Annotated in this window: 28 protein-coding genes and 1 pseudogene; 8 read left to right on the forward strand and 21 right to left on the reverse strand. The window is 73.5% G+C overall.

The window, feature by feature from the left end; all coding sequences use genetic code 11:
• The first annotated feature begins 44 nt into the window (after nucleotides 1-44).
• Genes IG02_RS0112790 through IG02_RS0112800 form a run of 3 tightly spaced genes read left to right on the forward strand, consistent with a single transcriptional unit; the run spans nucleotide 45 to nucleotide 2973 of the window.
• Complete coding sequence (locus IG02_RS0112790; RefSeq protein ID WP_107055603.1) at nucleotides 45-1295, forward strand: ADP-ribosylglycohydrolase family protein; 1251 nt, start codon at nucleotides 45-47, stop codon at nucleotides 1293-1295.
• Nucleotides 1292-2176 (forward strand): ribokinase, encoded by an 885-nt coding sequence (locus tag IG02_RS0112795; protein WP_030745640.1) that lies wholly within the window; start codon nucleotides 1292-1294, stop codon nucleotides 2174-2176. The genes IG02_RS0112790 and IG02_RS0112795 overlap by 4 nt, the downstream gene beginning before the upstream one ends.
• Nucleotides 2173-2973, forward strand: coding sequence for an HpcH/HpaI aldolase/citrate lyase family protein (locus tag IG02_RS0112800; protein ID WP_030745641.1), 801 nt, complete (start codon nucleotides 2173-2175; stop codon nucleotides 2971-2973). Before IG02_RS0112795 ends, IG02_RS0112800 begins: the two co-directional genes overlap by 4 nt.
• Before the next feature lie 123 nt (nucleotides 2974-3096).
• Here IG02_RS0112800 and lgt read toward each other — a convergent pair whose 3' ends face one another.
• From lgt to hisI, 11 genes and pseudogenes are all read right to left on the reverse strand, one after another.
• Nucleotides 3097-4095 carry a prolipoprotein diacylglyceryl transferase gene (gene lgt, locus IG02_RS0112805; protein ID WP_030745644.1) on the reverse strand — a complete coding sequence of 333 codons (999 nt, stop codon included), beginning with the start codon at nucleotides 4093-4095 and terminating at the stop codon, nucleotides 3097-3099.
• Nucleotides 4096-4229: 134 nt separating this feature from the next.
• Nucleotides 4230-5069 (reverse strand): DsbA family protein, encoded by an 840-nt coding sequence (locus IG02_RS0112810; protein ID WP_030745647.1) that lies wholly within the window; start codon nucleotides 5067-5069, stop codon nucleotides 4230-4232.
• A 76-nt stretch (nucleotides 5070-5145) separates the two neighbouring features.
• Complete coding sequence (trpA, locus tag IG02_RS0112815; protein WP_030745649.1) at nucleotides 5146-5958, reverse strand: tryptophan synthase subunit alpha; 813 nt, start codon at nucleotides 5956-5958, stop codon at nucleotides 5146-5148.
• On the reverse strand, nucleotides 5955-7208 hold the full coding sequence (gene trpB / locus IG02_RS0112820) for a tryptophan synthase subunit beta (protein WP_030745652.1): 1254 nt from the start codon (nucleotides 7206-7208) through the stop codon (nucleotides 5955-5957). The genes trpA and trpB overlap by 4 nt, the downstream gene beginning before the upstream one ends.
• 229 nt (nucleotides 7209-7437) lie before the next feature.
• Nucleotides 7438-7647, reverse strand: a complete 210-nt coding sequence (trpM, locus tag IG02_RS42780) for a tryptophan biosynthesis modulator TrpM (protein WP_078854479.1) — start codon at nucleotides 7645-7647, stop codon at nucleotides 7438-7440.
• A gap of 34 nt (nucleotides 7648-7681) precedes the next feature.
• Nucleotides 7682-8491, reverse strand: coding sequence for an indole-3-glycerol phosphate synthase TrpC (gene trpC / locus IG02_RS0112825; protein WP_030745668.1), 810 nt, complete (start codon nucleotides 8489-8491; stop codon nucleotides 7682-7684).
• Nucleotides 8492-8688: 197 nt separating this feature from the next.
• The gene (locus IG02_RS0112830; protein WP_051765022.1) at nucleotides 8689-9240 is read right to left on the reverse strand and encodes a DUF2752 domain-containing protein; all 552 of its coding nucleotides are present in this window, start codon (nucleotides 9238-9240) and stop codon (nucleotides 8689-8691) included.
• A 152-nt stretch (nucleotides 9241-9392) separates the two neighbouring features.
• Nucleotides 9393-9632, reverse strand: a pseudogene (locus tag IG02_RS0112835) (HGxxPAAW family protein); the annotation flags it as partial.
• Nucleotides 9633-9795: 163 nt separating this feature from the next.
• On the reverse strand, nucleotides 9796-10515 hold the full coding sequence (locus IG02_RS0112840; protein WP_051764919.1) for a TIGR02234 family membrane protein: 720 nt from the start codon (nucleotides 10513-10515) through the stop codon (nucleotides 9796-9798).
• 71 nt (nucleotides 10516-10586) lie between these two features.
• Nucleotides 10587-12098 (reverse strand): anthranilate synthase component I, encoded by a 1512-nt coding sequence (locus tag IG02_RS0112845; protein ID WP_030745677.1) that lies wholly within the window; start codon nucleotides 12096-12098, stop codon nucleotides 10587-10589.
• 38 nt (nucleotides 12099-12136) lie between these two features.
• The gene (gene hisI, locus IG02_RS0112850) at nucleotides 12137-12592 is read right to left on the reverse strand and encodes a phosphoribosyl-AMP cyclohydrolase (protein WP_234314724.1); all 456 of its coding nucleotides are present in this window, start codon (nucleotides 12590-12592) and stop codon (nucleotides 12137-12139) included.
• Between the two features lie 83 nt (nucleotides 12593-12675).
• Here hisI and IG02_RS0112855 point away from each other — a divergent pair, with 83 nt between their 5' ends.
• Entirely contained in the window at nucleotides 12676-13308 is a 633-nt protein-coding gene (locus IG02_RS0112855; protein WP_030745683.1) for a TIGR03085 family metal-binding protein, read from the forward strand.
• A 150-nt stretch (nucleotides 13309-13458) separates the two neighbouring features.
• On the opposite strand, the gene IG02_RS0112860 is transcribed toward IG02_RS0112855, so the two are convergent.
• The 9 genes from IG02_RS0112860 to hisD form a co-directional block, all read right to left on the reverse strand.
• A complete protein-coding gene (locus IG02_RS0112860) occupies nucleotides 13459-14406 on the reverse strand; it encodes an alpha/beta hydrolase family protein (RefSeq protein ID WP_030745685.1) in 948 nt (315 codons plus the stop codon).
• Nucleotides 14407-14675: 269 nt separating this feature from the next.
• Nucleotides 14676-15443: an imidazole glycerol phosphate synthase subunit HisF gene (gene hisF, locus IG02_RS0112865; protein WP_030745688.1), complete on the reverse strand. Its 768-nt coding sequence runs from the start codon at nucleotides 15441-15443 to the stop codon at nucleotides 14676-14678.
• Nucleotides 15440-15877 carry a RidA family protein gene (locus IG02_RS0112870; RefSeq protein ID WP_030745690.1) on the reverse strand — a complete coding sequence of 146 codons (438 nt, stop codon included), beginning with the start codon at nucleotides 15875-15877 and terminating at the stop codon, nucleotides 15440-15442. Before IG02_RS0112870 ends, hisF begins: the two co-directional genes overlap by 4 nt.
• Nucleotides 15874-16698 carry a bifunctional 1-(5-phosphoribosyl)-5-((5-phosphoribosylamino)methylideneamino)imidazole-4-carboxamide isomerase/phosphoribosylanthranilate isomerase PriA gene (priA, locus tag IG02_RS0112875; protein WP_051764921.1) on the reverse strand — a complete coding sequence of 275 codons (825 nt, stop codon included), beginning with the start codon at nucleotides 16696-16698 and terminating at the stop codon, nucleotides 15874-15876. The genes IG02_RS0112870 and priA overlap by 4 nt, the downstream gene beginning before the upstream one ends.
• On the reverse strand, nucleotides 16698-17333 hold the full coding sequence (gene hisH, locus IG02_RS0112880) for an imidazole glycerol phosphate synthase subunit HisH (protein WP_030745695.1): 636 nt from the start codon (nucleotides 17331-17333) through the stop codon (nucleotides 16698-16700). Before hisH ends, priA begins: the two co-directional genes overlap by 1 nt.
• Complete coding sequence (locus IG02_RS42135; protein ID WP_030745698.1) at nucleotides 17330-17497, reverse strand: hypothetical protein; 168 nt, start codon at nucleotides 17495-17497, stop codon at nucleotides 17330-17332. The genes hisH and IG02_RS42135 overlap by 4 nt, the downstream gene beginning before the upstream one ends.
• 204 nt (nucleotides 17498-17701) lie before the next feature.
• Entirely contained in the window at nucleotides 17702-18295 is a 594-nt protein-coding gene (gene hisB / locus IG02_RS0112890) for an imidazoleglycerol-phosphate dehydratase HisB (protein ID WP_030745701.1), read from the reverse strand.
• Nucleotides 18296-18300: 5 nt separating this feature from the next.
• Nucleotides 18301-19398 carry a histidinol-phosphate transaminase gene (locus IG02_RS0112895; RefSeq protein WP_030745704.1) on the reverse strand — a complete coding sequence of 366 codons (1098 nt, stop codon included), beginning with the start codon at nucleotides 19396-19398 and terminating at the stop codon, nucleotides 18301-18303.
• A 74-nt stretch (nucleotides 19399-19472) separates the two neighbouring features.
• Complete coding sequence (hisD, locus tag IG02_RS0112900; RefSeq protein WP_030745707.1) at nucleotides 19473-20795, reverse strand: histidinol dehydrogenase; 1323 nt, start codon at nucleotides 20793-20795, stop codon at nucleotides 19473-19475.
• Nucleotides 20796-21113: 318 nt separating this feature from the next.
• Here hisD and IG02_RS39245 point away from each other — a divergent pair, with 318 nt between their 5' ends.
• From IG02_RS39245 to ybaK, 4 genes are all read left to right on the forward strand, one after another.
• Entirely contained in the window at nucleotides 21114-22919 is a 1806-nt protein-coding gene (locus IG02_RS39245) for a hypothetical protein (protein WP_030745710.1), read from the forward strand.
• A gap of 307 nt (nucleotides 22920-23226) precedes the next feature.
• On the forward strand, nucleotides 23227-24255 hold the full coding sequence (locus IG02_RS0112910) for a hypothetical protein (RefSeq protein ID WP_030745714.1): 1029 nt from the start codon (nucleotides 23227-23229) through the stop codon (nucleotides 24253-24255).
• 5 nt (nucleotides 24256-24260) lie between these two features.
• Nucleotides 24261-25001: an LON peptidase substrate-binding domain-containing protein gene (locus IG02_RS0112915; RefSeq protein ID WP_030745717.1), complete on the forward strand. Its 741-nt coding sequence runs from the start codon at nucleotides 24261-24263 to the stop codon at nucleotides 24999-25001.
• 93 nt (nucleotides 25002-25094) lie between these two features.
• A complete protein-coding gene (ybaK, locus tag IG02_RS0112920) occupies nucleotides 25095-25613 on the forward strand; it encodes a Cys-tRNA(Pro) deacylase (protein WP_030745720.1) in 519 nt (172 codons plus the stop codon).
• 189 nt (nucleotides 25614-25802) lie between these two features.
• On the opposite strand, the gene IG02_RS0112925 is transcribed toward ybaK, so the two are convergent.
• Nucleotides 25803-26465: a DUF2567 domain-containing protein gene (locus IG02_RS0112925; protein WP_030745723.1), complete on the reverse strand. Its 663-nt coding sequence runs from the start codon at nucleotides 26463-26465 to the stop codon at nucleotides 25803-25805.
• Between the last annotated feature and the right edge of the window lie 18 nt (nucleotides 26466-26483).

Raw genomic sequence — 26483 nt, forward strand, 5'->3', positions numbered from 1 at the left:
CCGTGACCGACCCGGCGGGCGGCTCCGCGACCGGCCCCTCGGCCATGCCGTCGCTCGCCGACCGCATCGCCGGCTGTCTGACCGGCGCGGCCGTCGGCGACGCGCTCGGCGGCCCCGTCGAGGGCTACTCCCCCGAGCAGATCGTCGAACGCCACGGCGGACGGGTCACCGGCATCGTCGGACCGTGGCACGAGGACTGGCGCACCGCCCGCCCCCTCGCCCCGTACCACAAGGGCGACGGCCACGTCACCGACGACACGTTGATGACGCATGCGCTGATCCGGATGTACGAGAAGGTGCGCGACCACCTCGACGCGCACGCCGTCGCCGCCCACCTGGTCCCCGACCTGATCTCCACGCCCCGCTGGATCCCCGAGCTGGAGGCCGAGGCGCTGCCCCTCCAGCGACTGTTCCTCGCCGAGAAGTGGCTGGTCACGCGGTTGCACTACGGGCACGTCGACCCGCGCGAGGCAGGCACGGGAAACATCGTCAACTGCGGCGCGGCCATGTACATGGCTCCGGTCGGCCTGGTCAACGCCGCCGATCCGGCCGCCGCGTACGCCGAGGCCCTCGACATCGCGGGCGCGCACCAGTCCTCGTACGGCCGCGAGGCCGCCGGGGTGTTCGCGGCCGCGGTCGCCGCCGCGTGCCTGCCCGGCGCCACCCCGGCCGGCGTGGTCGAGACGTGCCTGTCGTTCGCGAAGGACGGTACGCGCGCCGCGATCGAGGCGGTGTGCGACGTCGCCGCCCGGCACCGCGACGCCGAGTCCGCGCAGCGCGGACTGCGAGCGGCCATCGCGCCGTTCGACACCGTGGGACCGCGCTACCGCAGCCCGTCCCTGGGCGCCCGCCGCCCCTCCCGGCTGCACTCCATCGAGGAACTGCCCATCGCGCTCGGCATGCTGCTGATCGGTGCGGGAGATGTCCGCCGCACGGTGCTCGGCTCGGTCAACTACGGGCGCGACTGCGACTCGATCGCCACGATGAGCGGCGCGCTCGCGGGGGCGCTGGGCGGCGAGGACGCCGTTCCCGAGGAGTGGGCGCGGGCCGTCGCCGAGGCCAGCCGTCTCGATCTGCGCGGCCCGGCGCGGGCGCTGACGGAGGTGGCGTACGAGGTCTTCGCCCGGGACACGCGACGGCGCCGGGCGCACGAGGACGCGTTCGCCCGGCTCGTGGCCGCCGGCCGGCCCGACCGGTCCGGCCCGGATGCCACCGCCCCCTCCGCCACACCGGACAGCGCGCCACCGGCCCCCGGCACGGCGGCCGGACACCGGGACGAGGCTCCTCGCGCATGACCGGCATCGTGGTGCTCGGCAGCACCAACATGGACCTCGTCGTGTACGCCGCGCGCACCCCGAAGCTCGGGGAGACCGTCACGGGCCGCGAGTTCCGCACGGTCCCCGGCGGCAAGGGCGCCAACCAGGCCGTCGCCGCCGCCCGCGCCGGCGGGGAGGTCGCGATGATCGGCGCGGTCGGGGCGGACGGCTACGGCGAACGGCTACGGCACACCCTCGAGGCCTCCGGCGTCGACACGGATCTGCTGCGTACCGCGGAGGGCCCCTCGGGCACCGCCCATATCGTCGTCGACGACGAGGGCGGCAACGCCAAGGTCGTCATCCCCGGCGCGAACGGGACGGTCACCGAGCTGGGCCCCGGCGACGAAGCCCTCATCGAGACCGCAGGCACCCTGCTCCTCCAGCTCGAACTGCCCCTGAGCGCCGTGCAGTCCGGCGCGGACGCGGCCCGGCGGCACGCCGTGCGCACGGTCCTCACCCCGTCCCCGGCCCAGCCCCTGCCGCCCGAACTCCTCGCCGCCGTCGACCTGCTGGTTCCCAACGAACACGAGGCGGCCACGCTCACCGGGGTCGCCGACCCCCGGTCGGCGGCGGAGTCCCTGCTGCGGCAGGTCCCGGAGGTCGTGATCACCCTGGGGGCGGCGGGCAGCCTGTACGTCGCGCGGGACGCGGAACCCGTCCGCGTACCCGCACCCGGGGTCATCCCGGTCGACAGGACGGGCACGGGCGACACCTTCGTGGGCGCGCTCGCCGTCGCGCTCGGCGAGGGACGCCCGATGCCCGAGGCCATGCGGTGGGCGACGGCGGCCGCGGCGCTCTGCGTCACGCGTCCCGGCGCCTCCACATCCATGCCGTACCGGCCCGAGATCGAGGACGCGTGACCGTCAAGACGCCGCTGACCTGGCTGTACGTGCCCGGAGACCGCCCGGACGTGGTGACGAAGGCGCTGTCCAGCGGCGCGGACGTGGTGATCGTGGACCTGGAGGACGCGGTGGCGCCGGAGCGCAAGGAGTACGCGCGGCGGGCCACCGCCGAGTTCCTCGGCGAGCCGCACCCGGTGCCGGTGCACGTCCGGATCACCGACGAGCGCGACGTACCGCCACTGGCCGCCCTGCCCGGGCTGGCGGGACTGCGGCTGGCCAAGGTCACCCACGCGTCCGACATCCACCGGGTGGCGGTGCGCGCGCCCGACGTCGCGCTGTACGCCCTGCTCGAATCGGCGCTGGCCGTCGAGCACGCCCACGCGATCGCCACCGCGCACCAGGCGGTCCGCGGCATCGCCCTGGGCGAGGCGGACCTGCGGGCGGACCTGGGGGTACGGGACGACTCCGGGCTCGACTGGGCGCGCGGCCGGGCCGTGGTCGCCGCCCGCGCGGCGGGCCTCGCGCCCCCGGTCCAGTCGGTGTACCCGGACGTGCGCGACCTGGACGGCCTGGCCGCCTCCTGTGTCCGGGGCCGCGCCCTCGGACTCCTGGGCCGCGCGGCGATCCACCCCCGCCAGCTCCCGGTGATCGAGGACGCCTACCGCCCCACCCCCAGGGAGGTGGCGGAGGCGGAGGAGGTCGTCGAGGCGGCGGCCTCGGACGGCGGCGCGCTGGTGATGAGGGACGGCCGCTTCGTGGACGCGGCGATCGTGGCGGCGGCGAGGAGGACGCTGGCGCTGGCGAAGCGGGACTGAGGTCGTCCGTCCCGACACGCCGGGCACACCGGGCAGGGGGACGGCCTGCGCCGGTGCGGGACCACGCGCGAGGGCCGCCGGACCGGAACGGTCCGACGGCCCCATGACGCCATCAGTTCGGTGTCAGCTCTTCTCCGCCGTCTCGGCCCCCGCGGGGACACCGTCGCCCTTGCCACCGGCCTTGCCGGCCGCCTTGCCGTCCTTGCCTGCCTCGTCGGCCGTGCCGGTCTTCGCGGCGGCCTTCGTGCCCGCCGTGTCGTCCTCGGCCTCACCGTCGGCCACCGGCCCGGCGGCCCCCTCGGCCGTGCCCGTCTCCGGTTCCACGACCTCCTCGCGCCCCGGCCGCACCCGCGCCGAGATCACGATGTAGGTGACCGCCAGCAGGAAGACCAGCGCCGCCGTCCAGACGTTCAGCCGCAGGCCGAGGATGTGGTGCGCCTCGTCGACCCGCATGTACTCGATCCAGCCCCGGCCCACGCAGTACGCCGCGACGTAGAGCGCGAAGACCCGGCCGTGACCCAGCGTGAAGCGGCGGTCGGCCCAGACGACCAGCAGCGCGACGCCCACGCACCACAGCGACTCGTACAGGAACGTCGGGTGGTACAGGCCCGCCTCGCGGTTCGGGGCCGCGCTGATCTCCAGCGCCCACGGCAGGTCCGTCGGCTTGCCGTAGAGCTCCTGGTTGAACCAGTTGCCCCACCGCCCGATCGCCTGCGCCAGGACGATCCCGGGCGCGATGGCGTCCGCGTAGGCGGGGAGCGGGATCCCGCGCCGGCGGCAGCCGATCCAGGCACCGACCGCGCCCAGCGCGATCGCGCCCCAGATGCCGAGGCCGCCCTCCCAGATCTTGAAGGCGTCGACCCAGTTCTGACCTTCGCTGAAGTACAGCTGGTAGTCGGTGATCACATGGTAGAGACGGCCGCCGATCAGGCCGAAGGGCACCGCCCAGACGGCGATGTCGGCCACCGTGCCGACTTTGCCGCCTCTGGCGACCCACCGCTTGCCGCCGTACCAGACGGCGACGAAGACACCGATGATGATGCAGAACGCGTAGCCACGCAGCGGGAGCGGTCCGAGGTGGAGGACTCCGGTCGACGGGCTGGGAATGTAGGCAAGGTACATGGCAGGACCGACGCTACAGTGCCGGACGGGCCCCGGGGCAACCCGTCCGGCAACTTCTGCGTAACGGGCCGTGCGTGTCGGCCGTGCGCGCCAGCACGCCGGTGGTCCCGTCCGTGGGCCCCGCGGTCCCCGGGCTACGACGCCTCGGGCGCCGCCGGCCCCGCCGCGCCCGGGGTCCCCCGCTTCTTCCCCTCGTTCGCCCGGGCGACCCACTTCTTCAGATTGGCCGGCGTGATGTTCTCGTTCCCCTTCTTCGGGAACACCGCCTCCCCGTTCAGCAGCACCGTCGGCGTCCCCGAGAAGTCGCCCTTCCGGAACGCCTCGGCCGACGTGTCCACCCAGTCGTCGTGCGTGCCGTCCTTCACGCACCTCTCGAATCCGGGCGCCGCCCGGAGCCCGTCCACCTTGTCCGCCAGCTCCAGCAGCCGGCCGTTCCTGGCGAAGGCGTCGTCCGTCTCCGGCGGCTGGTTCGCGTACAGCAGGTCGTGGTACGGCGCGAACTTGCCGGCGTCCTGGGCGCAGGCCGCGGCGTTGGCGGCGCGCAGGGAGCCGCTGCCGCCCATGTTGCCGTCGATGAGCGTGGCCAGGTGGTACTCGACCTTCAGCTCGCCGGACTTCTCCAGCTCGTGGATCGTGCTCCGGTACGCGTTCTCGAACTGGGCGCAGGCCGGGCAGCGGAAGTCCTCCCAGACCGTGAGCGTGGACGGCGCGTCCTGGGCACCCACGGTGATCGCCAGGTTGTCGTCGCCGTTCGCCCCCGAGGGCGCGCTCACCGGGCCCGCCGCGCCGGCCTCGCTCCGCTCGCCGATCTCGGCGGCGACCAGCCCGCCGGCCCCGACCAGCCCGAGCACACCGGCCACCACCGCGCCGGCGACCAACGCGCGCCGGCGCTTCTCGCGCGCCTTGTCCGCCACTCGTTCCCGCTGGAGCCGCTCTCGCGCGCTCCTCTTGCCCTCACGCTTGTTGTCGCTCACGCCCACAGCAACGAACCGGGGAGGTGCCTGCGCACCTCCCCGGTCCCAGGTCCACCCGTACGGGTGATGCCGCCCGTCAGCGCTTACGAACGCCCTCGGCCAGCTCGCCCGCCAGCTCCCGTACGGCCTCGATGCCGGCCGCCGCGTCGGGCGCGTCCAGGATCCGCTTCACGAACGCCGAGCCGACGATCACGCCGTCGGAGAACCCGGCGACCTCCGCGGCCTGCGTCGCGTTGGACACCCCGAGCCCCACGCACACCGGCAGCTCCGTGGTCGCGCGGGTGCGTTCCACCAGGTTCCGGGCCTGCTCGCCGACCGAATCGCGGGTGCCGGTGACGCCCATCAGGGAGGCCGCGTACACGAAGCCGGTGCCCACGGCCGTGATCTTCGCCAGCCGCTCGTCCCGGCTGCTGGGAGCCACCACGAAGACGGTCGCCAGACCGTGCTTCTCGGCGTGTTCGCGCCAGCCCGCGGACTCCTGGACGGGCAGGTCCGGCAGGATGCATCCGGCGCCGCCCGCCTCGGCCAGCTCGGCGGTGAAGCGTTCGACGCCGTACCGGTCGATCGGATTCCAGTACGTCATCACGAGGACCGGCTTCCCGGTCGCCTCGTACGCCTCCCGGACCGTCCGCATCACGTCCGCGATCTTCACCCCGCCCTTGAGCGCGATGTCGTCGGCGGTCTGGATGACGGGCCCGTCGAGCACCGGGTCGCTGTGCGGCAGCCCGACCTCGACGACGTCCGCGCCGCCCGCGAAGGCGGCCTTCACGGCCTCGATCCCCCCGTCGACGGTCGGGAAGCCGGCCGGCAGGTACGCGATCAGCGCGGCCCGGTCCGCCGCCTTGGCACCCGCCAGTGTGTCGTTCAGCAGCTGGATGTTCCCGCTCACTTCGTGCCCTCCCCCGACGCGCCCTCGGCGTCGTACAGCCCGAAGTAGCGGGCGGCCGTGTCCATGTCCTTGTCGCCGCGCCCGGAGAGGTTGACGACGATCAGGCCGTCACCGCCGAGTTCCTGGCCGATCTCCAGCGCGCCGGCCAGCGCGTGCGCGCTCTCGATGGCCGGGATGATGCCCTCGGTGCGGGACAGCAGCAGCAGCGCCCGCATCGCGGCGTCGTCCGTCACCGCCCTGTACTCGCCCCGCCCGCTGTCCTTGAGGTAGGCGTGCTCGGGGCCGATGCCCGGGTAGTCGAGGCCCGCCGAGATCGAGTACGGCTCGGTGATCTGGCCTTCCTCGTCCTGGAGGACGTACGACCGGGAGCCGTGCAGGATGCCGGGCTCGCCGGCGGTCAGCGTGGCGGCGTGCTCGCCGCTGTCGATGCCGTGTCCGGCCGGCTCGCAGCCCACCAGCCGCACGTCCGGGTCGGGGAGGAACGCGTGGAACAGCCCGATCGCGTTCGACCCGCCGCCGACACAGGCGACGGCCGCGTCGGGCAGCCGGCCGGCGCGCTCCAGGACCTGGCGCCTGGCCTCCACGCCGATGACCCGGTGGAAGTCCCGCACCATCGCCGGGAACGGGTGCGGTCCCGCGACGGTCCCGAACAGGTAGTGCGTGTGGTCCACATTGGCGACCCAGTCGCGGAACGCCTCGTTGATGGCGTCCTTCAAGGTGCGGCTGCCGGACTTCACGGCCACGACCTCGGCGCCGAGCATCCGCATCCGGGCGACGTTGAGGGCCTGGCGCTCGGTGTCGATCTCGCCCATGTAGATCGTGCAGTCGAGCCCGAACAGGGCGCACGCGGTCGCGGTCGCGACCCCGTGCTGCCCGGCGCCGGTCTCGGCGATGACCCGGGTCTTGCCCATGCGCCTGGTCAGCAGTGCCTGGCCCAGCACATTGTTGATCTTGTGCGAGCCGGTGTGGTTGAGGTCCTCCCGCTTGAGGAAGACCCGGGCGCCGCCGGCGTGCTCGGCGAACCGCGGCACCTCGGTGAGCGGGCTGGGCCGGCCGGTGTAGTGGACCATGAGGTCGTTCAGCTCGGCGGCGAACGCCGGGTCTGCCTTGGCCTTCTCGAACTCGACGGCGACCTCGTCGACGGCGGCGACGAGCGCCTCGGGGATGAACTTGCCGCCGAATGCGCCGAAGTACCCCTCGGCGCTGGGGGTCCGACCCTCTGGATCGGGCAGGAAAAACTCGCTGGACACGCCAGATCTCCTCGAAAAGCAACAGATCAACGGATCAGGGACGACGGTGTGCGCCATCGGCGCGACGCCCCCGGTACGAGGGCGGGTGAGCGGAGCGGCGGGCGGGGCGGTCGTCCACAGGACATCGGTGCGCCCGTGTCCTTCCGGCCTCGTCGGCCGGCCGGTGGCGCGGCCCCCGGGCCCGACCGGGCGCGGCGTCACGCCTCGGCGACGCCGTCCGCCCCCGCTCTCACGCCGGGACGCTGCGACGCCATCGCATTCCGTTGACCTGACCGGGCTCGTCCCCGATCACGTACCGCACCCGGCGGCCGTGCACGCGGCGCGCGGGGGCGCGGCAGCCGCGCGGCCTGCAACCGCGGGCGAGCGGTGCGTGCGGCAGCGGCGCGAGCGCCGGCGGTACGCACCCCGAGGCGCCCGGCCGTACGGATACGGCGGGCAGGGAGCGCACGGCGACGGCACGGGCCACGGCGGAGTCAGTCCCTCCCCTGCCGCAGCGCGGGGTGCGCGCCCGCCGCGACCAGGTCGGCCACCGCCGCCTTCGGGTCGCGGCCGGTGACCAGCGACTCGCCGACGAGCACCGCGTCGGCCCCGGCGTTGGCGTAGGCGATCAGGTCGTGCGGCCCGCGCACGCCGGACTCGGCGACCTTCACGATGCCCGCGGGGATCTCGGGCGCGACCCGCTCGAACGTGGAGCGGTCGACCTTCAGCGTCTTCAGGTTCCGCGCGTTCACCCCGATGACCCGCGCCCCGGCGGCCACGGCGCGCTCGGTCTCCTCCTCGTCGTGCACCTCGACGAGCGGGGTGAGCCCGATCGACTCGGCCCGCTCGATCAGGGACACCAGCGCGGGCTGCTCCAGCGCGGCGACGATCAGCAGGACCACGTCCGCCCCGTACGCCCGCGCCTCCCACAGCTGGTAGGAGGTGACGATGAAGTCCTTGCGCAGGACCGGGATGTCGACCTTGGCCCGTACGGCCTCCAGGTCGGCGAGCGAGCCGCCGAAGCGCCGCTGCTCGGTGAGTACGGAGATGACGGCGGCGCCGCCCGCCTCGTAGTCGGCGGCGAGACCCGCCGGGTCGGCGATCGCCGCGAGCGCGCCCTTGGACGGGCTTGAGCGCTTGACCTCGCAGATCACCTGGACGCCCTCGCCGCTCAGCGCCGCGGCCCCGTCCTTGGCCCGGGGGGCCTTGGCCGCGCGGTCCTTGAGCTCGTCGAGGCCCACGCGTGCCTGCCGCTCTGCGAGGTCGGCGCGGACGCCTTCGATGATCTCGTCGAGCACACTCACGCGAGGGGCCCCCTTCCGGGACGGTGCTGTGGACGCGGCGCCGGCCCGGCCGGGGCGCGGATCCGCATCGGGTACGGAGGTGGTCAGGTCGGCCACGGGAATTTCGGCCACGGGGCCGGGACCAGCCATGTCGATGCTAGCCGGAAGCGGCCGAAGGACTCGCATCCGGTGCGCCGAGCATGCCATGACCTGGTGCTTCAGGGCGCGAGCGACGAGCCGAAGGGGAGATTTCTGACCACCGTGAAGAGCAGGATCACCCCGCCGAGCGTCCACCACCAGACCGGCTTCTGGGGCACGCGCACGGGCAGCCGCCGCCAGGCCCGCACCAGCCAGAGGACCCAGAAGACGGCGAAGACGGCGTACCCGACGACGGCCAGCGCGTTGTCGCCGAGGGCGGTGACGAGGTCGCCGTGCGCGACGGCGTGGGCGCTGCGCAGCCCGCCGCAGCCGGGGCAGTACAGGCCGGTCAGGGAGTAGAGGGGGCAGACGGGGTAGTGGCCGGGCTCGTTCGGATCGACCTGGCCGACATACGTCCAGGCGGCGGCGATCCCGGCGAGGGTGGCGACCGGCGCGGCCAGTCGCCGGGCCCGCGAGGCCGCGGGGCGCGGCCCGGACCGGGGCACCGGGGGACCCGCCGGCCGGCCGTGCGGCGGGTCCGGCACGTCGGGCGGGGCGCTCGGGTCGCCGACGGCCGCACGGCGGCCCGGACCGGGGCCGCCGTCGGGAACCGGCGCGGTGGGGTCTGGCATGGCGTCCACCCGGTGATTGTCGCTGCTGGTGCGGGGCGGCGCGGCCGGCTTCGCCGGGAAGCGTCCGCCGCCGGTCAGACCGCCTGGGAGGCCGCGGCCTCGGCCGCGGGGGCCTCGGCCTTCGGGGCGCCGCCCCGGGCGGACCGCTCGACCTGCGCGCGGGTGGCCTCGGCCCTGGCGCGGACGACCGCCTCGGACTCCTTCGGCATGCCCAGGCCGGCGGCCTTCATCGCCAGTCCGACGACACCACCGGCCACCGCGATCGCCATGCCGGCCCAGAACCCGAGCGTGTTCGCCGCCACCATGAAGACTCCCGCGACGCAGAAACCGACGAAGGAGATGATGACACCGGTCCAGGCCGCCGGGGTGTGTCCGTGGCTGCTGCCCGCCATGAGTTGCTCCTTGATGCTGTAGCGCTGTGTGAGTCGGACGCTCACGGCACATTGTCCCGCATGGTTCACCCGTACAGACCCGCGGGTCCGGGTGACGCGACCCACAGCACCACGCCGCACGCCCATGGCCGGGTGCGTGCGGCGTGAGGTGTGGCCCGCGGCCCTATCGCGTGGTGTCCGTGGTGTTCGTGGGGCCCGCCGGGTCCGTCGGGGCAGTCGGGTCTTCGCCTCGGTCGAGCGCCTTCCACAGGTCCTCCGGGCGGTCCGGGTCCACGGCGGGGGCCCGGCGGCCGGGGCCGCCACGGCGCCCGGCCCGGCCCGTCGCGCCCGCCGCCGTGCCGCCGGTCCGCTCGTAGCGGCCGGACATGGCGGGCCAGCGCGGGCCGAAGCGCAGGGCGAGCAGGCCGGCGAGGAGGATCAGCGCGCCGCCGGCGGCCGTCACGTACGGCCACGCGGTGCGGCTGAGCGCGTCGACGGTGGCGGCGGCGTCGCCGGTGGTGCGGGCGGCCTGCTCGTCCAGGGCCGCGCTGTCCGAGGCCCCGAGCACGGCGGCCACGGCCGCGCCGGCACCGCTCAGCGTGAGCAGGGCGGAGACCAGCAGCCGGCCCGCCTTGCGGACGGCGAAGACGGCGACCAGCGCGGCGAGGCCCACGATGGCGAGGGCCGCCGGGACACCGGTCACATCACGGCCGTCGGCTCTGAGCGGCAGGGTGCCGCCGCCCACGGCCACGGTGCCCTGCGCCCAGGTCTGGCCGGAGGCGATCAGCACGACCGCGGCGCCGACGGCACCGAGCAACAGGGCCACCGCGAGACTGCGGCGGCTGCTCTTGGCGTCCGCCGCCGGGGCGGCGGTGCGGGGCTGGGATTCGGGTGCGGCACTCACACCCCCACTATCCCTCACGGCTTCCGGAGGCCCGTCGCCCCGGTCCGGGACCACCCGGGGGCGGTTCCCGGTCAGGCGCCGCCGAGCCGGTTCGCGGTGTGCACGGCGCGCAGCACCGCCGCCGCCTTGTTGCGGCACTCGGTGTCCTCGGAGACCGGGTCGGAGTCCGCGACGACGCCCGCCCCGGCCTGCACGTACGCCGTACCGTCGCGCAGCAGCGCGGTACGGATGGCGATCGCGGTGTCGGAGTCCCCGGCGAAGTCGAGATAGCCGACGCAGCCGCCGTACAGGCCCCGCCGCGTGGGCTCCAGTTCGTCGATGATCTGCATGGCGCGCGGTTTGGGGGCGCCGGAGAGGGTGCCGGCGGGGAAGCACGCGGTCAGGACGTCGAACGCGGTGCGGCCCTGGGCGACCCGTCCGGTCACCGTGGAGACGATGTGCATCACGTGCGAGTACCGCTCGACGGACATGAAGTCGACGACCTCGACGCTGCCGGGCTCGCAGACCCGCCCCAGGTCGTTGCGGCCGAGGTCGACCAGCATCAGGTGCTCGGCGCGTTCCTTGGGATCGGCGAGGAGTTCCTCGCCGAGGGCGTGGTCCTCCTGCGGGGTGGCGCCGCGCGGCCTGGTCCCCGCGATGGGGTGCAGCATCGCGTGCCCGTCCTCGACCTTGACCAGCGCCTCGGGGCTGGAGCCGACGACGTCGAAGCCGGATCCGCCGTCCTCGGGGGCGGGGAAGCGGAAGAGGTACATGTACGGGCTGGGGTTGGTCGCCCGCAGCACCCGGTAGACGTCCAGCGCGCTCGCGCGGACCGGGGTCTCGAAGCGCTGGGAGGGCACGACCTGGAACGCCTCGCCCGCGCGGATGCGCTCCTTGATGTCCTCGACCGCGTCCTGGTACGCGGCGCCGCCCCACAGCGCGGTGTACTCCGGCAGCGCCGACTCGGGCAGCGCGGTGGGGGCGGTGGGGGCCGGTTCCGCGAGGTCGGCGGCCATGGCGTCGAGGCGGGCGACGGCGTCCGCGTACGCCTCGTCCACGCCCGTGTCGAGGTCGTTGTGGTTGATCGCGTTGGCGATCAGCAGGACGGTGCCGTCCCAGTGGTCGAGCACGGCGAGGTCCGAGGTGAGGAGCATGGTCAGCTCGGGCAGGCGCAGGTCGTCGCGCGCGTGGTCGCCGATCTTCTTCTCCAGGCGGCGGACGATGTCGTAGCCGAGGTAGCCGACCATGCCGCCGGTGAAGGGCGGCAGGCCGGAGGCCAGGTCCCGGGGGGTGTGCAGGGTCTCCACGGTCGCGCGCAGGGCGGCCAGCGGGTTCCCGTCGACGGGGACGCCGACGGGCGGCGTGCCGAGCCAGTGGGTGCGGCCGTCGCGCTCGGTGAGCGTGGCGGCGGACCGTACGCCGATGAAGGAGTAGCGGGACCAGGAACGGCCGTTCTCGGCGGACTCCAGCAGGAAGGTGCCGGGGCGTTCGGCGGCGAGCTTGCGGTACAGGCCGACCGGGGTGTCGCCGTCCGCGAGGAGGCGCCGGCCGACGGGGATGACACGGCGGTCCACCGCCAGCTTGCGGAAGGTCTCGAGGTCCATGGCCGCTGACCCTACTCCGTCATCGGGGCCGGTCCCGGTCACCGGCCCAGCGGCAGGACGTCCGCGTCGAAGCAGGTGCGGTCGCCCGTGTGACAGGCGGCGCCCACCTGGTCGACCCGGACGAGCACGGTGTCCCCGTCGCAGTCGAGCGCCACGGACTTGACGTGCTGGACGTGGCCGGAGGTGTCGCCCTTGACCCAGTACTCCTGGCGGCTGCGGGACCAGTACGTGCACCGGCCGGTGGTCAGGGTGCGGTGCAGCGCCTCGTCGTCCATCCAGCCGAGCATCAGCACCTCGCCGGTGTCGTACTGCTGGGCGATCGCGGGGATCAGCCCGTCGGCGCCGCGCTTGAGCCGGGCGGCGAGGGCGGGGTCGAGCACGGCGCCCGGGGCCGGTTCGGCGCCCCCGTGGCGCGGGGCGCCCGCTGCGGGCTCGGCGCTCCGGTCGGCTGCCGGGGTGCCGCCGGACGCGGAATCGGTCGTACGGCTGGTCATACGGTCATTGTGCCGGGTCCGCGCGGCTCGTGGGCGGAGGGTCCACTGGGCGGACCGCACCGGGCCGCCGTAGGCTTGCGGGCATGTCGACCCATGCCAAGCGTGAACGACTTCTGCTAGCCGACCTGTTGGAGGCGGCCGGCCCGACCGCCCCGACACTCTGCGAGGGCTGGCTCACCCGTGATCTCGCCGCCCATGTGGTGGTCCGCGAGCGCCGCCCCGACGCGGCCGGCGGGCTGCTGGTGCCCGCGCTCAGGAACCGTCTGGAGCGGGTGACGTCCGAGTATCTGGCGAAGCCGTACGAGGAGCTGATCCAGCTGATCAGGACGGGCCCGCCGCGGATGTCCCCGTACGGGATCAAGCAGGTCGACGAGGCGGCGAACACGGTCGAGTTCTACGTCCACGCCGAGGACGTCCGCCGCGCTCAGCCGGACTGGACGCCGCGCGAGCTGGACCGGGTGTTCGCGGACGCGTTGTGGTCCCGGCTGGAGAAGGGCGGCCGGATGATGGGCCGCAAGTCCCCGGTGGGCCTGGTGCTGCGCCGCCCGGACGGCCGGACGGTGGTCGCGCACCGCGGCGCGCCCGTGGTGACGGTCACCGGGGAGCCGTCGGAGCTGCTGCTGTTCACGTTCGGCCGGCAGGGCGCGGCGGAGGTCGCTCTGGAGGGCGACGAGGACGCGGTGGCCAAGGCGCGGACGGCGAAGCTGGGCATCTGAGCACCGCGGGCCGGTCAGGGACGGGACCGGGACGGCGGAAACGACGGGAACGGCGGGATCACGGACGGGGACCCGCGCGGGTGGGTGCGCGGGTCCCCGTCGGCGCGCCTACGCGCGCGAGCCGGCGCGTGACGGAGCGCGCGGACACGCTCAGGAGGTGTGCGGGCAGTTCCCCCGGTACTCCTCGACCGTCGTGCTCGGCCGCGGCAGCGGGCACAGGAACTTCTCGTACCGGGTGTCCTTGTCGATGAACCGCTTCAGCCAGGACACGCTGTATTTCGCGATCGTGGTGTTCGCCGTGGTCGGGGTGGAGTGGGTGGCGTTGTTCAGCTCCAGATACGCCTTGTCGAGCGTGGCCGGCAGCGACTCGTAGAACGGCTCGGAGTACGAGGAGACGGGCGCCACGATGTCGCCGTCGGCCCCCACCAGCAGGGTGGGCGTCCGCACCTCCGGCCAGGTCTTGTCCGCGTTCCAGCCGGTCAGCGGGATGGCCGCCTTGAGCGACGTACGGGTCTTCGCGGCCTCCAGCGCGCCGCCACCGCCCATCGAGTGGCCCATGACCCCGAGGCGGTTGGGGTCGATCCGGCCGCTGACGGGTGAACTGCGCGTCAGGTAGTCGAGTGCGGCGAGGAGTTGGCGGCCCCGGCTGTCCGGGGCGTCCAGGGTGGTGATGGTGTCGATGGTGAAGACGACGAAGCCCTGGGAGGCGAGTCTCGGCCCCAGCCAGGACACGCTGGACTGGGTGCCGGTGAAGCCGGGCGAGACGGCCACGGCTCCGAAGGTGCCGTCCGCGGTCCGGGTCGGGTAGTAGACGGTGCCGCCGCCGAACCCCTTGACGGCTGCGGAGGCGACGGTGGTCCGCGAGACGGCGTACGGGCCGGTGGCGGCCTCGACGCTCGCCGCGGTCGGCGCGGGGCCGCGCTGGTACGGGTTGCCGCCGGCCCGGGCCTCGGACGCGCCCGGGACGAGCGCGGCGATCAGGCCCGCGCTCGCCACCGCGGCCCCCCATAAGCCCCGGACGGTACGGCCACGGGCCCGGCCGGCGGCGGGTGGCGGTGCGGAGAGGCGGGTGGGGAGGTGTGCGGAGGGCTGCTGCATGACGGGCGTCCTCTCGGTCATGGCGGGCCCACACCGACGGGCACGTGGGGTGGGGTGCGCCGGAGTGGGATCGCCAGTTTGGAGGGCGTTCGTCGCTGTCACCATCCGCCCGGCGGGCGGAAATCGGCGAGTTCACCGGTTTTGTCGAACGACACGTCAAGGAGTTGACGGGGCCGAGGGCAGGGAGCGGAGGGACGGGCCCGACCATGTCGGAACCGCCCCCTTCCGGCGTTCACCCCGTCGCCGTCACCCGGCGAGGAGGGCGCGCGTCACCGGACCGGGTGCCCCGCCTCGCGCAGGGCCTGCTTGACCTCGGAGATGCGCAGGTCCCCGAAGTGGAAGACGGACGCGGCCAGTACGGCGTCGGCGCCCGCCTCGATCGCGGGCGGGAAGTCGGCCGACCGGCCCGCGCCGCCCGAGGCGATGACGGGAACGGACACGTGCTTGCGGACGGCCGCGATCATCTCCGTGTCGTAGCCGTCCTTCGTGCCGTCCGCGTCCATCGAGTTGAGCAGGATCTCCCCCGCGCCCAGCTCGGCGGCCCGGTGCGCCCACTCGACCGCGTCGATGCCCGTGCCCCGGCGGCCGCCGTGCGTGGTGACCTCGAAGGACACTGTCCCGGACGCCGAGACCGTCCGCCGCGCGTCCACCGAGAGCACCAGCACCTGGCGGCCGAACCGTTCGGCGATCTCCCGGATCAGCTCGGGCCGCGCGATGGCCGCCGTGTTGACGCCGACCTTGTCCGCGCCCGCCCGCAGCAGCTTGTCGACGTCCTCGGGGGTGCGCACTCCCCCGCCGACGGTGAGCGGGATGAAGACCTGCTCGGCGGTGCGGCGCACCACGTCGTAGGTGGTCTCCCGGTCACCGGACGAGGCGGTGATGTCGAGGAACGTCAGCTCGTCGGCGCCCTCCGCGTCGTACAGCCTGGCCATCTCGACGGGGTCGCCCGCGTCGCGCAGGTTCTGGAAGTTGACGCCCTTGACGACCCGGCCGTTGTCCACGTCCAGGCAGGGAATGACCCGTACGGCCAGACTCACGCCCCACCTCCGCGGTGGCTCTCGTCCTCGTCACGCCCGCCCCGGTACGCCTCGACCTCGACCTCGACGACCAGGCTCGGGTCTATGAGCCCGGCGACGACGACCATCGAGGCGGCCGGGCGCACGGCACCGAAGAGGTCCTTGTGCGCGCGGCCCACCTCGTCCGCGTCCCGGACGTGGGTGATGTACATGCGCGTGCGCACCACGTGCTCCGCGCCGAGGCCCAGCTCCTGAAGTGCCTTGACCGCCACGCCGAACGCCGTCGACGCCTGTTCGTACGGGCCGCCCTCGGCGATCCGTCCGTCGACCACGGAGGTGCAGCCGGCCACCAGGACCAGGCCGTTGGGCAGTTCCACCGCGCGGGAGTAGCCGAAGGCCTCCTCCCAGTGCGCGCCGGAGGAGACCCTCCGTACCGCTGCCACCGCGTCGCTCATCCGGACACCTCGGAGCCGGCCGGGACACCGGGCGCCTCGGCCGCCCCGGACGTCCCGGCCACCACGGCGAGCGCCTCCTCCAGGGTGAACGCCTTGGCGTACAGGGCCTTGCCGACGATGGCGCCCTCGACTCCCGCGGGCACCAGCGTGGCGAGCGCGCGCAGGTCGTCCAGCGAGGAGACCCCGCCGGAGGCGACGACCGGCTTGTCGGTCGCGGCGCAGACGTTCCTGAGCAGCTCCAGGTTGGGGCCCTGGAGCGTGCCGTCCTTGGCGATGTCGGTGACGACGTACCGGGCGCAGCCCTCGGAGTCCAGCCGTGCCAGCGTCTCGTAGAGGTCACCGCCGTCCCGGGTCCAGCCCCGGCCGCGCAGCGTCGTGCCCCGGACGTCGAGGCCGACCGCGATCCGGTCGCCGTGTTCCGCGATGATCCTGGCGACCCACTCGGGGGTCTCCAGCGCGGCGGTGCCCAGGTTGACCCGGGTGCAGCCGGTGGCGAGCGCGGCGGCGAGCGAGGCGTCGTCGCGGATGCCGCCGGACAGCTCGACCTTGATGTCCATGGCGTCGGTGACCTCGGAGATCAGCTTCCGGTTGTCGCCGGTGCCGAAGGCGGCGTCGAGGTCGACCAGGTGCAGCCACTCGGCGCCGGCGCGCTGCCAGGCGAGGGCGGCTTCCAGCGGCGAGCCGTACGAGGTCTCCGTACCGGACTCGCCGTGGACGAGCCGGACGGCCTGGCCGTCGCGGACGTCGACCGCGGGGAGGAGTTCGAGCCGCGACGGGCCCGACACGTTCGAGGGATTGGGCTGGGAGGACTCAGCGGACATCAGAGGGTTCCGATCCAGTTGGTCAGCAGCTGCGCGCCGGCGTCGCCGGACTTCTCGGGGTGGAACTGCGTGGCCCACAGTGCCCCGTTCTCGACGGCGGCGACGAACGGCTCGCCGTGCGTGGACCAGGTGACCCGGGGGGCCCTGATCTTCGGGTTGGTGACTTCGAGACTCCACTCGTGCGCCGCGTAGGAGTGCACGAAGTAGAAGCGGGCGTCCCGGTCGAGGCCGGCGAACAGTTCGCTGTCGCCGGGCGCCTCGACCGTGTTCCACCCCATGTGCGGGACGACTGCGGCCCTCAGCGGTCCGACCGTGCCGGGCCACTCGTCCAGGCCGTCGGTCTCCACGCCGTGCTCGATGCCGCGCTCGAAGAGGATCTGCATCCCGACGCAGATCCCCATGACGGGCCGTCCGCCGGCGAGCCTGCGGCCCACGATCCAGTGCCCCCGGGCGGCGGTGAGCCCCGCCATGCAGGCGGCGAAGGCCCCGACGCCGGGGACGAGCAGCCCGTCGGCGTTCATGGCGCGGTCGAAGTCACGGGTGATCTCGACCTCGGCGCCGGCCCGCGCGAGGGCGCGCTCGGCGGAGCGGACGTTGCCGAACCCGTAGTCGAAGACGACGACGTTCTTGGTCATGTCCAGAGCCCCTGGATCCGCAGCACACCGGCGAGAAGACACAGTCCTGAGCAGAGCGCGAGCAGCACGATCACGCCCTTGGGGAGATTCTGCTTGGAGAAGGAGTACACGCCCCCGGCGAGGAACAGTCCCAGCACGATCAGAACGGTCGAAAGACCAGTCACTGTGCCTCTCCGTTCGCCCCGCCGCGGCAGCGGCTGATGTCACAGCCGCCCGCGCGGCGCAGAGGTGCGGGCATCGACCCCGGCCGCGGCCCGGTGGCCGCGCGTGCGTCGCTCACTGTGCCTCTCCGTTCGCTTCTCCGCCCGCGCGGCGCAGAGGTGCGGGCATCGACCCTGGCCGCGGCCCGGTGGCCGCGCGTGCGTCGCTCACAGCGCCCCCTTCGTCGAGGGGAGAATCCCCGCCGCGCGCGGGTCGCGCTCCGAGGCGTAGCGCAGGGCCCGGGCCAGCGCCTTGAACTGGCATTCCACGATGTGGTGCGCGTTGCGCCCGTACGGGACGTGCACGTGCAGCGCGATCTGGGCCTGCGCGACGAACGACTCCAGGATGTGCCGCGTCATCGTCGTGTCGTAGCCGCCGATCATCGGCGCCATGTTCTCCGGCTCGGTGTGCACCAGGTACGGCCGTCCCGACAGGTCCACCGTCACCTGCGCGAGCGACTCGTCCAGCGGCACCGTGCAGTTGCCGAAGCGGTAGATGCCGACCTTGTCGCCGAGGGCCTGCTTGAAGGCGGCGCCCAGCGCGAGCGCGGTGTCCTCGATGGTGTGGTGCGAGTCGATGTGCAGATCGCCCTCGGTCTTCACCGTGAGGTCGAACAGCCCGTGCCGGCCGAGCTGGTCGAGCATGTGGTCGTAGAAGCCGACCCCGGTCGAGACGTCCACGACGCCGGTGCCGTCGAGGTCGATCTCCACGACGACGGCGGTTTCCTTCGTACTGCGCTCCACGCGGCCGACGCGGCTCATGCGGTTCATGCGCGCTGCTCCTTCTTCAAGTCACGTACCGCGTCGAGGAACGCGTCGTTCTCGGACGGGGTGCCCGCGGTGACCCGCAGCCAGCCCGGTACGCCGTTGTCACGGATGAGGACCCCCCGGTCGAGGATCCGCCGCCACGCCTCGTGGGCGTCCTCGAAGCGGCCGAACTGCACGAAGTTCGCGTCCGACTCGGTCACCTCGTAACCGGTGGCGCGCAACTCGGCGACCAGCCGGTCCCGCTCGGCCTTGAGCTGCTCGACGTACCCGAGCAGCGTATCGGTGTGTTCCAGCGCGGCGAGCGCGGTGGCCTGGGTGACGGCCGACAGGTGGTACGGCAGGCGCACCAGCTGGACGGCGTCGACCACGGCGGGGTGCGCGGCCAGGTAGCCGAGGCGGAGACCGGCCGCGCCGAACGCCTTGGACATCGTGCGGGACACGACCAGGTGCGGGCGGCCCTCGATCAGCGGGAGCAGGGAGGGACGGTGGCTGAACTCGACGTACGCCTCGTCCACCACGACCAGTGACGGCCGGGCCGCCTGCGCGGCCTCGTACAGGGCGAGGACGGTGTCCGCGTCCACGGCCGTGCCCGTGGGGTTGTTGGGGGAGGTGATGAAGACGACGTCGGGCCGGTGCTCGGCGATCGCGGCGACGGCCGCCGCCCGGTCGATCGTGAAGTCCTCGTTGCGCGGGCCGGAGAGCCAGCCGGTGCCGGTGCCCCGGGCGATCAGGCCGTGCATCGAGTACGAGGGCTCGAAGCCGATCGCCGTGCGGCCGGGGCCGCCGAAGGTCTGGAGGAGCTGCTGGATGACCTCGTTGGAGCCGTTGGCGGCCCAGACGTTCGCCGCGGTCAGCGGGTGGCCGCCGGTCCGGCCGAGGTACGCGGCCAGGGCCGTGCGCAGCTCGACCGCGTCCCGGTCCGGGTAGCGGTTGAGCCCCCGGGCGGCCTCGCGGACCCGCTCGGCGATGCGCTCGACGAGCGGCTCGGGCAGCGGGTACGGGTTCTCGTTGGTGTTGAGCTGGACGGGGACGTCGAGCTGGGGGGCGCCGTACGGGGACTTGCCGCGCAGCTCGTCCCGTACGGGCAGGTCGTCGATACCGGGGGAAGGCGGGGAGGGGTCGTGTCCGCGGGAGGGGCCGGTGCCGGAGGATCCGCGGGAGGGGTCGGTGCTCACGTGCCGGGCACCTGCCATCCGAAACGCGCCTTGAGCGCCGCGCCGTGCGCGGGCAGGTCCTCCGCCTCGGCGAGGGTCACCACGTGGTGGGCGACCTCGGCGAGCGCGTCCCTGTCGTAGTCCACGATGTGGATGCCGCGCAGGAACGACTGGACGGACAGGCCCGAGGAGTGGCACGCGCAGCCGCCGGTCGGCAGGACGTGGTTGGAACCGGCGCAGTAGTCGCCGAGCGAGACCGGGGCGTACGGGCCGACGAAGATCGCGCCCGCGTTGCGCACCCGCGCGGCCAGCGCGGCGGCGTCGGCGGTCTGGATCTCCAGGTGCTCGGCCCCGTACGCGTCAACCACCCGCAGGCCGTCCTCCAGCGAGTCGACCAGGACGATGGCCGACTGCCGGCCGGAGAGCGCGGGGACCACCCGGTCCTCGATGTGCCGGGTCGCGGCGACCTGCGGCTGGAGTTCCCTCTCGACCGCCGCCGCCAGCTCCGCCGAGTCCGTCACCAGGACGGCGGCGGCCAGCGGGTCGTGCTCGGCCTGGCTGATCAGGTCGGCGGCGACGTGCACCGGGTCGGCGGTGTCGTCGGCCAGGACCGCGATCTCGGTGGGGCCGGCCTCGGTGTCGATGCCGATCCGGCCGGTGAAGTAGCGCTTGGCGGCGGCGACCCAGATGTTGCCCGGGCCGGTGACCATGTTCGCGGGCGGGCACTCCTCGGTGCCGTACGCGAACATCGCGACGGCGGTGGCCCCGCCCGCCGCGTACACCTCGTCGATCCCCAGCAGCGCGCACGCGGCGAGGATCGTGGGGTGCGGGAGGCCGCCCGACTCGGCCTGTGCCGGCGAGGCCAGGGCGATGGACTCGACGCCCGCCTCCTGCGCCGGGACCGCGTTCATGATCACGGACGAGGGGTAGACGGACCGGCCGCCGGGGGCGTACAGCCCGACGCGCTCGACCGGCACCCACTTCTCGGTGACCGTGCCGCCCGGCACGACCTGAGTGGTGTGCTCGGTGCGGCGCTGCGCGCGGTGGACGAGCCGGGCCCGGCGGATCGACTCCTCCAGGGCGGCCCGCACGGCCGGGTCGAGCCCGTCGAGGGCGTCGGCGAGGGCGCGCGCGGGCACCCGGATCCGTTCCAGCCGCACCCCGTCGAACTTCTCCGCGTACTCGATCAGCGCCGTCGTGCCCCGATGGTGGATGTCCTCGCAGATCGGCCGGACCTTCTCCAGGGCGGCTTCCACGTCGAAATCGGCTCGGGGCAGCAGGTCGCGCAGGGCGGCACCCTCGGGGAGGGCGTCGCCACGCAGATCGATTCGTGAGATCACGGTGCCAATTCTCGCAGACCGGCTCAGGGCCCCGAGCCCGCGTATCACTGGCTGATACATGTCCCGGGCATCACTCTTCACCACTAGCGTTCAGCGGGTCACTCAGCGGGCACAACGCTGGTAAGGACCACTCGTGGCCAGGCGGTATGACCACCGTCGCCGGCTCGGACGGCCCCCTGACAACGCGGACAAGCGGACAAGCGACAAGCGACAAGCACTCTCGACCCGGACCATCTCGACTCGACCAGAGCACTTCAATCAAACAAAGGCACGCATTTGCGCACTTTTGTGCGCATACGGGGAAGCGGAGGCCCGGCGGTGACCGAGCCGCAGAACGACGAATCTCCCGACTGGCTCAGCGCGGCGGAACTCGGCATGTGGCAGTCGTTCCGCAACGGCAGCACGTACGACCTGAGCACCTCGGACCCCTTGCTGGACGACCCCTTCTCGGCCCGCCCCTGGGGCACGGAGCGCAGTGTGCGCGCCCGGGTGGTGGCGCTGCTCCTGCTGAGCGGCCCGGCGGCGCTGCCCGGCCGGGTCGCGGCACTCAAGCTGCGCGGTGTACAGATCACCGGCACGCTCAACCTCGCGGGCGGCACGGTCGCCCCGTATGTCGAGCTGAACGAATGCCGCTTCGAGAACGAAGTGGTACTGCCCGAGTCGCGTTTCACCACCCTGCGCATCGCCGGCTGCGCGCTGCCCCGGCTGGAGGCGGCCCGGCTGCACACGGAGGGCGACCTGCACCTCCCGCGCTGCCGGGTCGAGCGGGGCATCCGGCTCACCGACGCGCAGATCGGCACGGATCTGCTGATCAGCCAGATCGAGGTGCACCCGGACCGGCTGGGCCGGGCGATCACGGCCGACGGGATGACCGTCGCGCAGGACCTCCAGGCCGATCAGATCGAGACCTACGGCGAGGTCAGCCTGCGCGGCGCCAAGATCGGCGTCTCGCTGAGCCTGCGCGGCAGCCGACTGCGCGCGGCCCAGGGCAAGTGGGCGCTGAACGCCCCGCAGCTGACCGTCGAGCGCTCGCTCTACCTGACGGGCACGTGGGTGAGCGAGCAGACCGGCCGGCCCTGGGCCACTCCCCCGTACGGCGTCGGCCTCGGTATGGGCACCGGCCCCGGACCCGCCCTCCCCCACGACCGCGGCCACACTCCCGACCGGGGTCAGGACCGCGGACGCGGTCCGGGCGCCGGCCATGGTCGGGGTACCGGCCTCGGGGCCGGGACCGGCTCGGGCCCGGGCTCGGGGTCGGGTCCCGGCTCGGGATCAGGCTCCGGCCCGAGATCGGGCTCCGGGGCCGGCTCCGATGCCACGTCCCCTTATGGCACCCGCCTCCAGCACTTCGAGTGCCGGGGCGGGGTTCGGCTGGACGACGGCCGGTTCGGGGACGCCGTCGACCTGGACAAGGCACGCTTCGTCCTGGACCCGGAGGAAGAACTGTCACTGCGCCGGATCGTCACCCCCGAGCTGCGCTTCACCTGCGAGCGGGTGGAGGAGGGCCGGGTCGTGCTCAGTGGCGCGAAGATCGTCACCTTGGTCGACATGTCGACCAGCTGGCCCGCGCCCGGCGGCCTGGGGATGGGCGGCTTCGTGTACGAGAACCTGGTCCCTTTCGGCCACTTCCCCCTGTTCCGGCGCCTGGAGTGGGTCGCCGCGGCGACGCCCGAGTACTCGCCGGAGCCGTACGAACGCCTCGCCCAGGTCATGCGCAACAGCGGCGAGGACGCGGACGCGCGCGAAGTCCTCCTCGCCAAGCAGCGGCGCCGCCGGGAGACACTTCCGCTGGCCGCCAAGCTCTGGGGCTACCTCCAGGACTGGACGGTCGCCTACGGCTACCGCCCGGGCCGGGCGGCACTGTGGATGGCGGTGCTGTGGGGCGCGAGCACGGTCGCCTTCTCCCGGCACGCCCCCGAGGCCATCAGAGGGGAGGAGCACCCGGAGTGGAACCCGGCCCTGTTCTCCCTGGACCTGCTGGTCCCGGTGATCAACCTGGGCCAGGACGGCTACTGGCTGCTGCGGGGCGGCTGGCAGTGGGGAGCGGCGGTGCTGGTGCTGCTGGGCTGGATCCTGGCGACGACGGTGGCGACGGGGGCCACACGACTGCTGCGCAGGAGCTGACGCGCGGGGCCCGTGGGGGCGGAGGATTGTCCGGCGGCTCGTGCGGCCCGTCCACGAGCTGACGCGCGGGCGCGCCGGGGCGGGGCCCTTCGCGGGTTCCGCCCGGGTTCCGCCCTCGCGTCCCCTCCCGGCGCCTTCCATCCCTTCCGGTTCTTTCCGGCCCCTTCCGGTTCTTTCCGGCCCCTTCCGGCTCCTTCCGGCCGCCACCGCGGATTTTGCCTCGCCTTGACCCGGACCACGACAACCTTTCCGCCGATATCAAAACTTCACAGACATTCTGTGGCGCCGCGCTCCCCCGCCGTTTTCAATGGTCCGCACCATGTCTCTGCTGCGTGCCCTGATCAGCACCGCCCGCATGATCCGGCACACCCCCCAGCTCGCGGCCGGGCTGCCGCCGGACGACGCCGTGCTGCTCGACGCCCCCGACGAGCGCCTCGCGCCCGCGCTCGTCTCCGCCGCGTACGGCGAGTACGACCAGGCCGCCAAGCTGCTCGCCACCACGCGCGAGTCCGCCGAGTGGGAGGACCGCGACCGCTGCGTACGCCGTCTCGCCGCCTTCGCGCACAGCCGCGACGCCTGGCTCGTGGCCTGGCTGCGGGCCGCGCCGCGCGACCCGGACGCGCTGCTCGTACGGGCCGAGCTGGCCGTACGGCGCGCCTGGGAGTCACCGGCCCGCGCCGAGCGCCTGCGGGAGACCGGACCGCTGATCGACGCGGCGGCCGGCAAGGCGCCCCGTGACCCGGTGCCCTGGCGCGTGGCACTCGACCACGCGCGCGGCACGCACGCCTCCCACTCGGCGTTCGAGTCCCTGTGGGCGCAGGCCGTGCAGCGCTCCTCGCACCACTACGGCTGTCATGTGTCCGCCCTCCAGTACCTCTCCGCCGAGTGGTACGGCTCGCATCGCGAGTGCTTCGACTCCGCCGAACAGGCGGCGTACGACGCGTTGCCCGGTTCGCTGATCCGGGCGCTGCCGGCGCGGGCCGCCTTCAACCAGTTGCAAAGCGGTGAGCCCACCTCCGTGCAGGCGGAACGCATCGACGCCGCCGCGGACCTCGCCGTCGAGGTGTCCGCCGGTTACGAGGCGGGCGATCCGTGGCCGGCCGAGGTGCGCAACCTGCTGGCGTACGTCCTGATCGAACGGGGCCGATGGAACGAGGCGCTGGAACAGTTCCGGCTGATCGGCCCGTACGCGACGTCGTTCCCGTGGAACCATCTGCACGAGGATCCGCTCGGCCGGTTCCTCGAAACCCGGGACGGCACACGGATCGAGGTGGCCTCTCAGACGCCTCTGTGGAACCGGGACGGCCGGAGACGGCCCCACGGCCACTACGCTTGACCGCTGTGACCACCGCTCGCCTCCCTCTCTTCCCGCTCAAGACGGTTCTGTTCCCGGGCCTCGTCCTTCCGCTGAACGTCTTCGAGGAGCGGTACCGCGCCATGATGCGCGAGCTGCTCAAGACGGATGAATCCGAACCGCGCCGCTTCGCCGTGGTCGCCATCCGCGACGGCCACGAGGTCGCGCCGACGGCTCCCGGCATGCCCGGCGGAACGACCGCGCCCGAGGCCGGACCGACCGCCGGCTTCGGCGCGGAGCCGCTCGAAGCGTTCCACCCGGTGGGCTGTGTCGCCGACGCGGCGACGATCCACGAACGCCCGGACGGCACCTTCGAGGTGATGGCCACGGGCACGACCCGGGTGCGGCTGCTCTCCGTGGACGCGAGCGGCCCCTATCTGACCGGCGAGGTCGAGGAGCTCCCGGAGGAACTGGGCGAGGGCGCGGAGCCGCTCGCGGAAGGCGTGCTGCGCGCCTTCCGCTCCTACCAGAAGCGTCTGGCCGGAGCCCGCGAGCGATCGCTGTCCACGAGCGACGAGCTGCCCGCGGAGCCCTCCGTGGTGTCGTATCTCGTCGCCGCCGCCGCCGTGCTCGACGTCCCGTCCAAGCAGCGGCTGCTGGAGGCGGCGGACGTCGCGACGCGGCTGCGCGCGGAACTGAGGCTGCTGCGCGCGGAGACCGCGGTGATCCGTCACCTGCCCTCGCTGCCGGCCGTCGAGCTGACCAAGGCTCCGACCAATCCGAACTGAGCGCGAAGACCACGGGGATGACGGGGCGATGGCCGGGCGATGGCCGAGCCGAGGCCGAGCGGGAAGAACGACGCGTACGAGGGAACGGGCGACGTGGCGAAGAAGCCGAAGAGACAGCAGCAGTCCGGGGGAACACCGGCCACGGTCGCGCTGACCGCGGCCGGTGCGGCGTTCACCCTGCACGCGTACGAGCACGACCCGGCGTCCGCGTCCTACGGCGAAGAGGCGGCCGAGGCGCTGGGCGTCTCCCCGGAACGGGTCTTCAAGACGCTCGTCGCGGACGTCGACGGCGAACTGACCGTGGCGGTCGTCCCGGTCGCCGGTTCGCTGGACCTCAAGGCGCTCGCCTCGGCGGTCGGCGGAAAACGCGCGACGATGGCGGACCCGGCGGCGGCGGAGCGTACGACGGGCTATGTGCGGGGCGGGATCTCCCCGTTGGGCCAGCGCAAGCGGCTGCGGACGGTGGTGGACGCGTCGGCCGAGGCGTACGAGACGGTCTGCGTCTCGGCGGGGCGCCGGGGGCTGGAGGTGGAGCTGTCCCCGAAGGACCTGACGGGGCTCACATCGGCGGTGGTGGCGCCGATCGGCCGGGAGGGGCGGCTTCATTCTTAGGGCTCGGTTCGCCTCCGGGGCGCTTTATGCCCCTGTCGACGGTCGACCGTGCTCGGTTTGCTCGTACCTCACAAACCTCCGCGCGCTCTCCCTTTCGACAGCGGCGCGCCCCTTCGGCTCACTCGCCGGCGGACGGGCCTGACCGGGACGTCACGGGCACCCCGGGACGTATCGGGACCCCGGTGTACGTCAGCCGGGGTGGGGCGGGTTCTCGGGCTGGGGGGCGGGGGGCGGCGGTGCGGTCCATTCCGGTTCCGGGTCCTTCGGGCCGAACACGGCCGTCAGCGCCAGGTGGACCACCATCGCCGCCAAGGGCCACGACAGCAGCGCCCCCTTCGCGTTCAGTTCCAGCGGGGCGTCGAAGGTGACCCCCTTGCCCGCCTCCCGCGCGTGGGCCAGCACGTCCGGCGTGGGGCCGAGGCGGCTGCCGAACTGCCAGGCCAGTACCGCGCCCAGCAGCCCGCCCAGCGCCAGGGCCAGCACCAGCGGGATACCGCCGTGCCGGCGGAGGACGAAGACCAGCGCTCCGCTCACCACGCCGAAGCCGAGGGCCAGCAGGGCGAAGATTCCGTCGGCGGCGATCGCCTCCTCGCCCTCGGTGTCCTTGAGGAAGACCGCCGTGCTGTCCGAGACCAGCGGGACCTTCGGGGCGAGCCACAGCCAGAGCGCGCCGAGCAGCAGTCCCAGGAGCGTGACGGCCACCAGCACCACGGCGGCCTGGAGCACCTCCGTCTTCAGGTCGGGGCCCTCGTCCCCGGTCTCCGTCACGGGGTAGGGCGAGGCACCGCCCGGCGGCGTCTGCCACGGGCCGTCGTGCCGGGGCTGGTGGGGTGGCGTCAGAGGTGCGGTCACCCCGACATCGTGCCAGGC

It is taken from the genome of Streptomyces sp. NRRL F-5135 (assembly GCF_000719775.1).
GTDB classification, from domain to species: domain Bacteria; phylum Actinomycetota; class Actinomycetes; order Streptomycetales; family Streptomycetaceae; genus Streptomyces; species Streptomyces hebeiensis.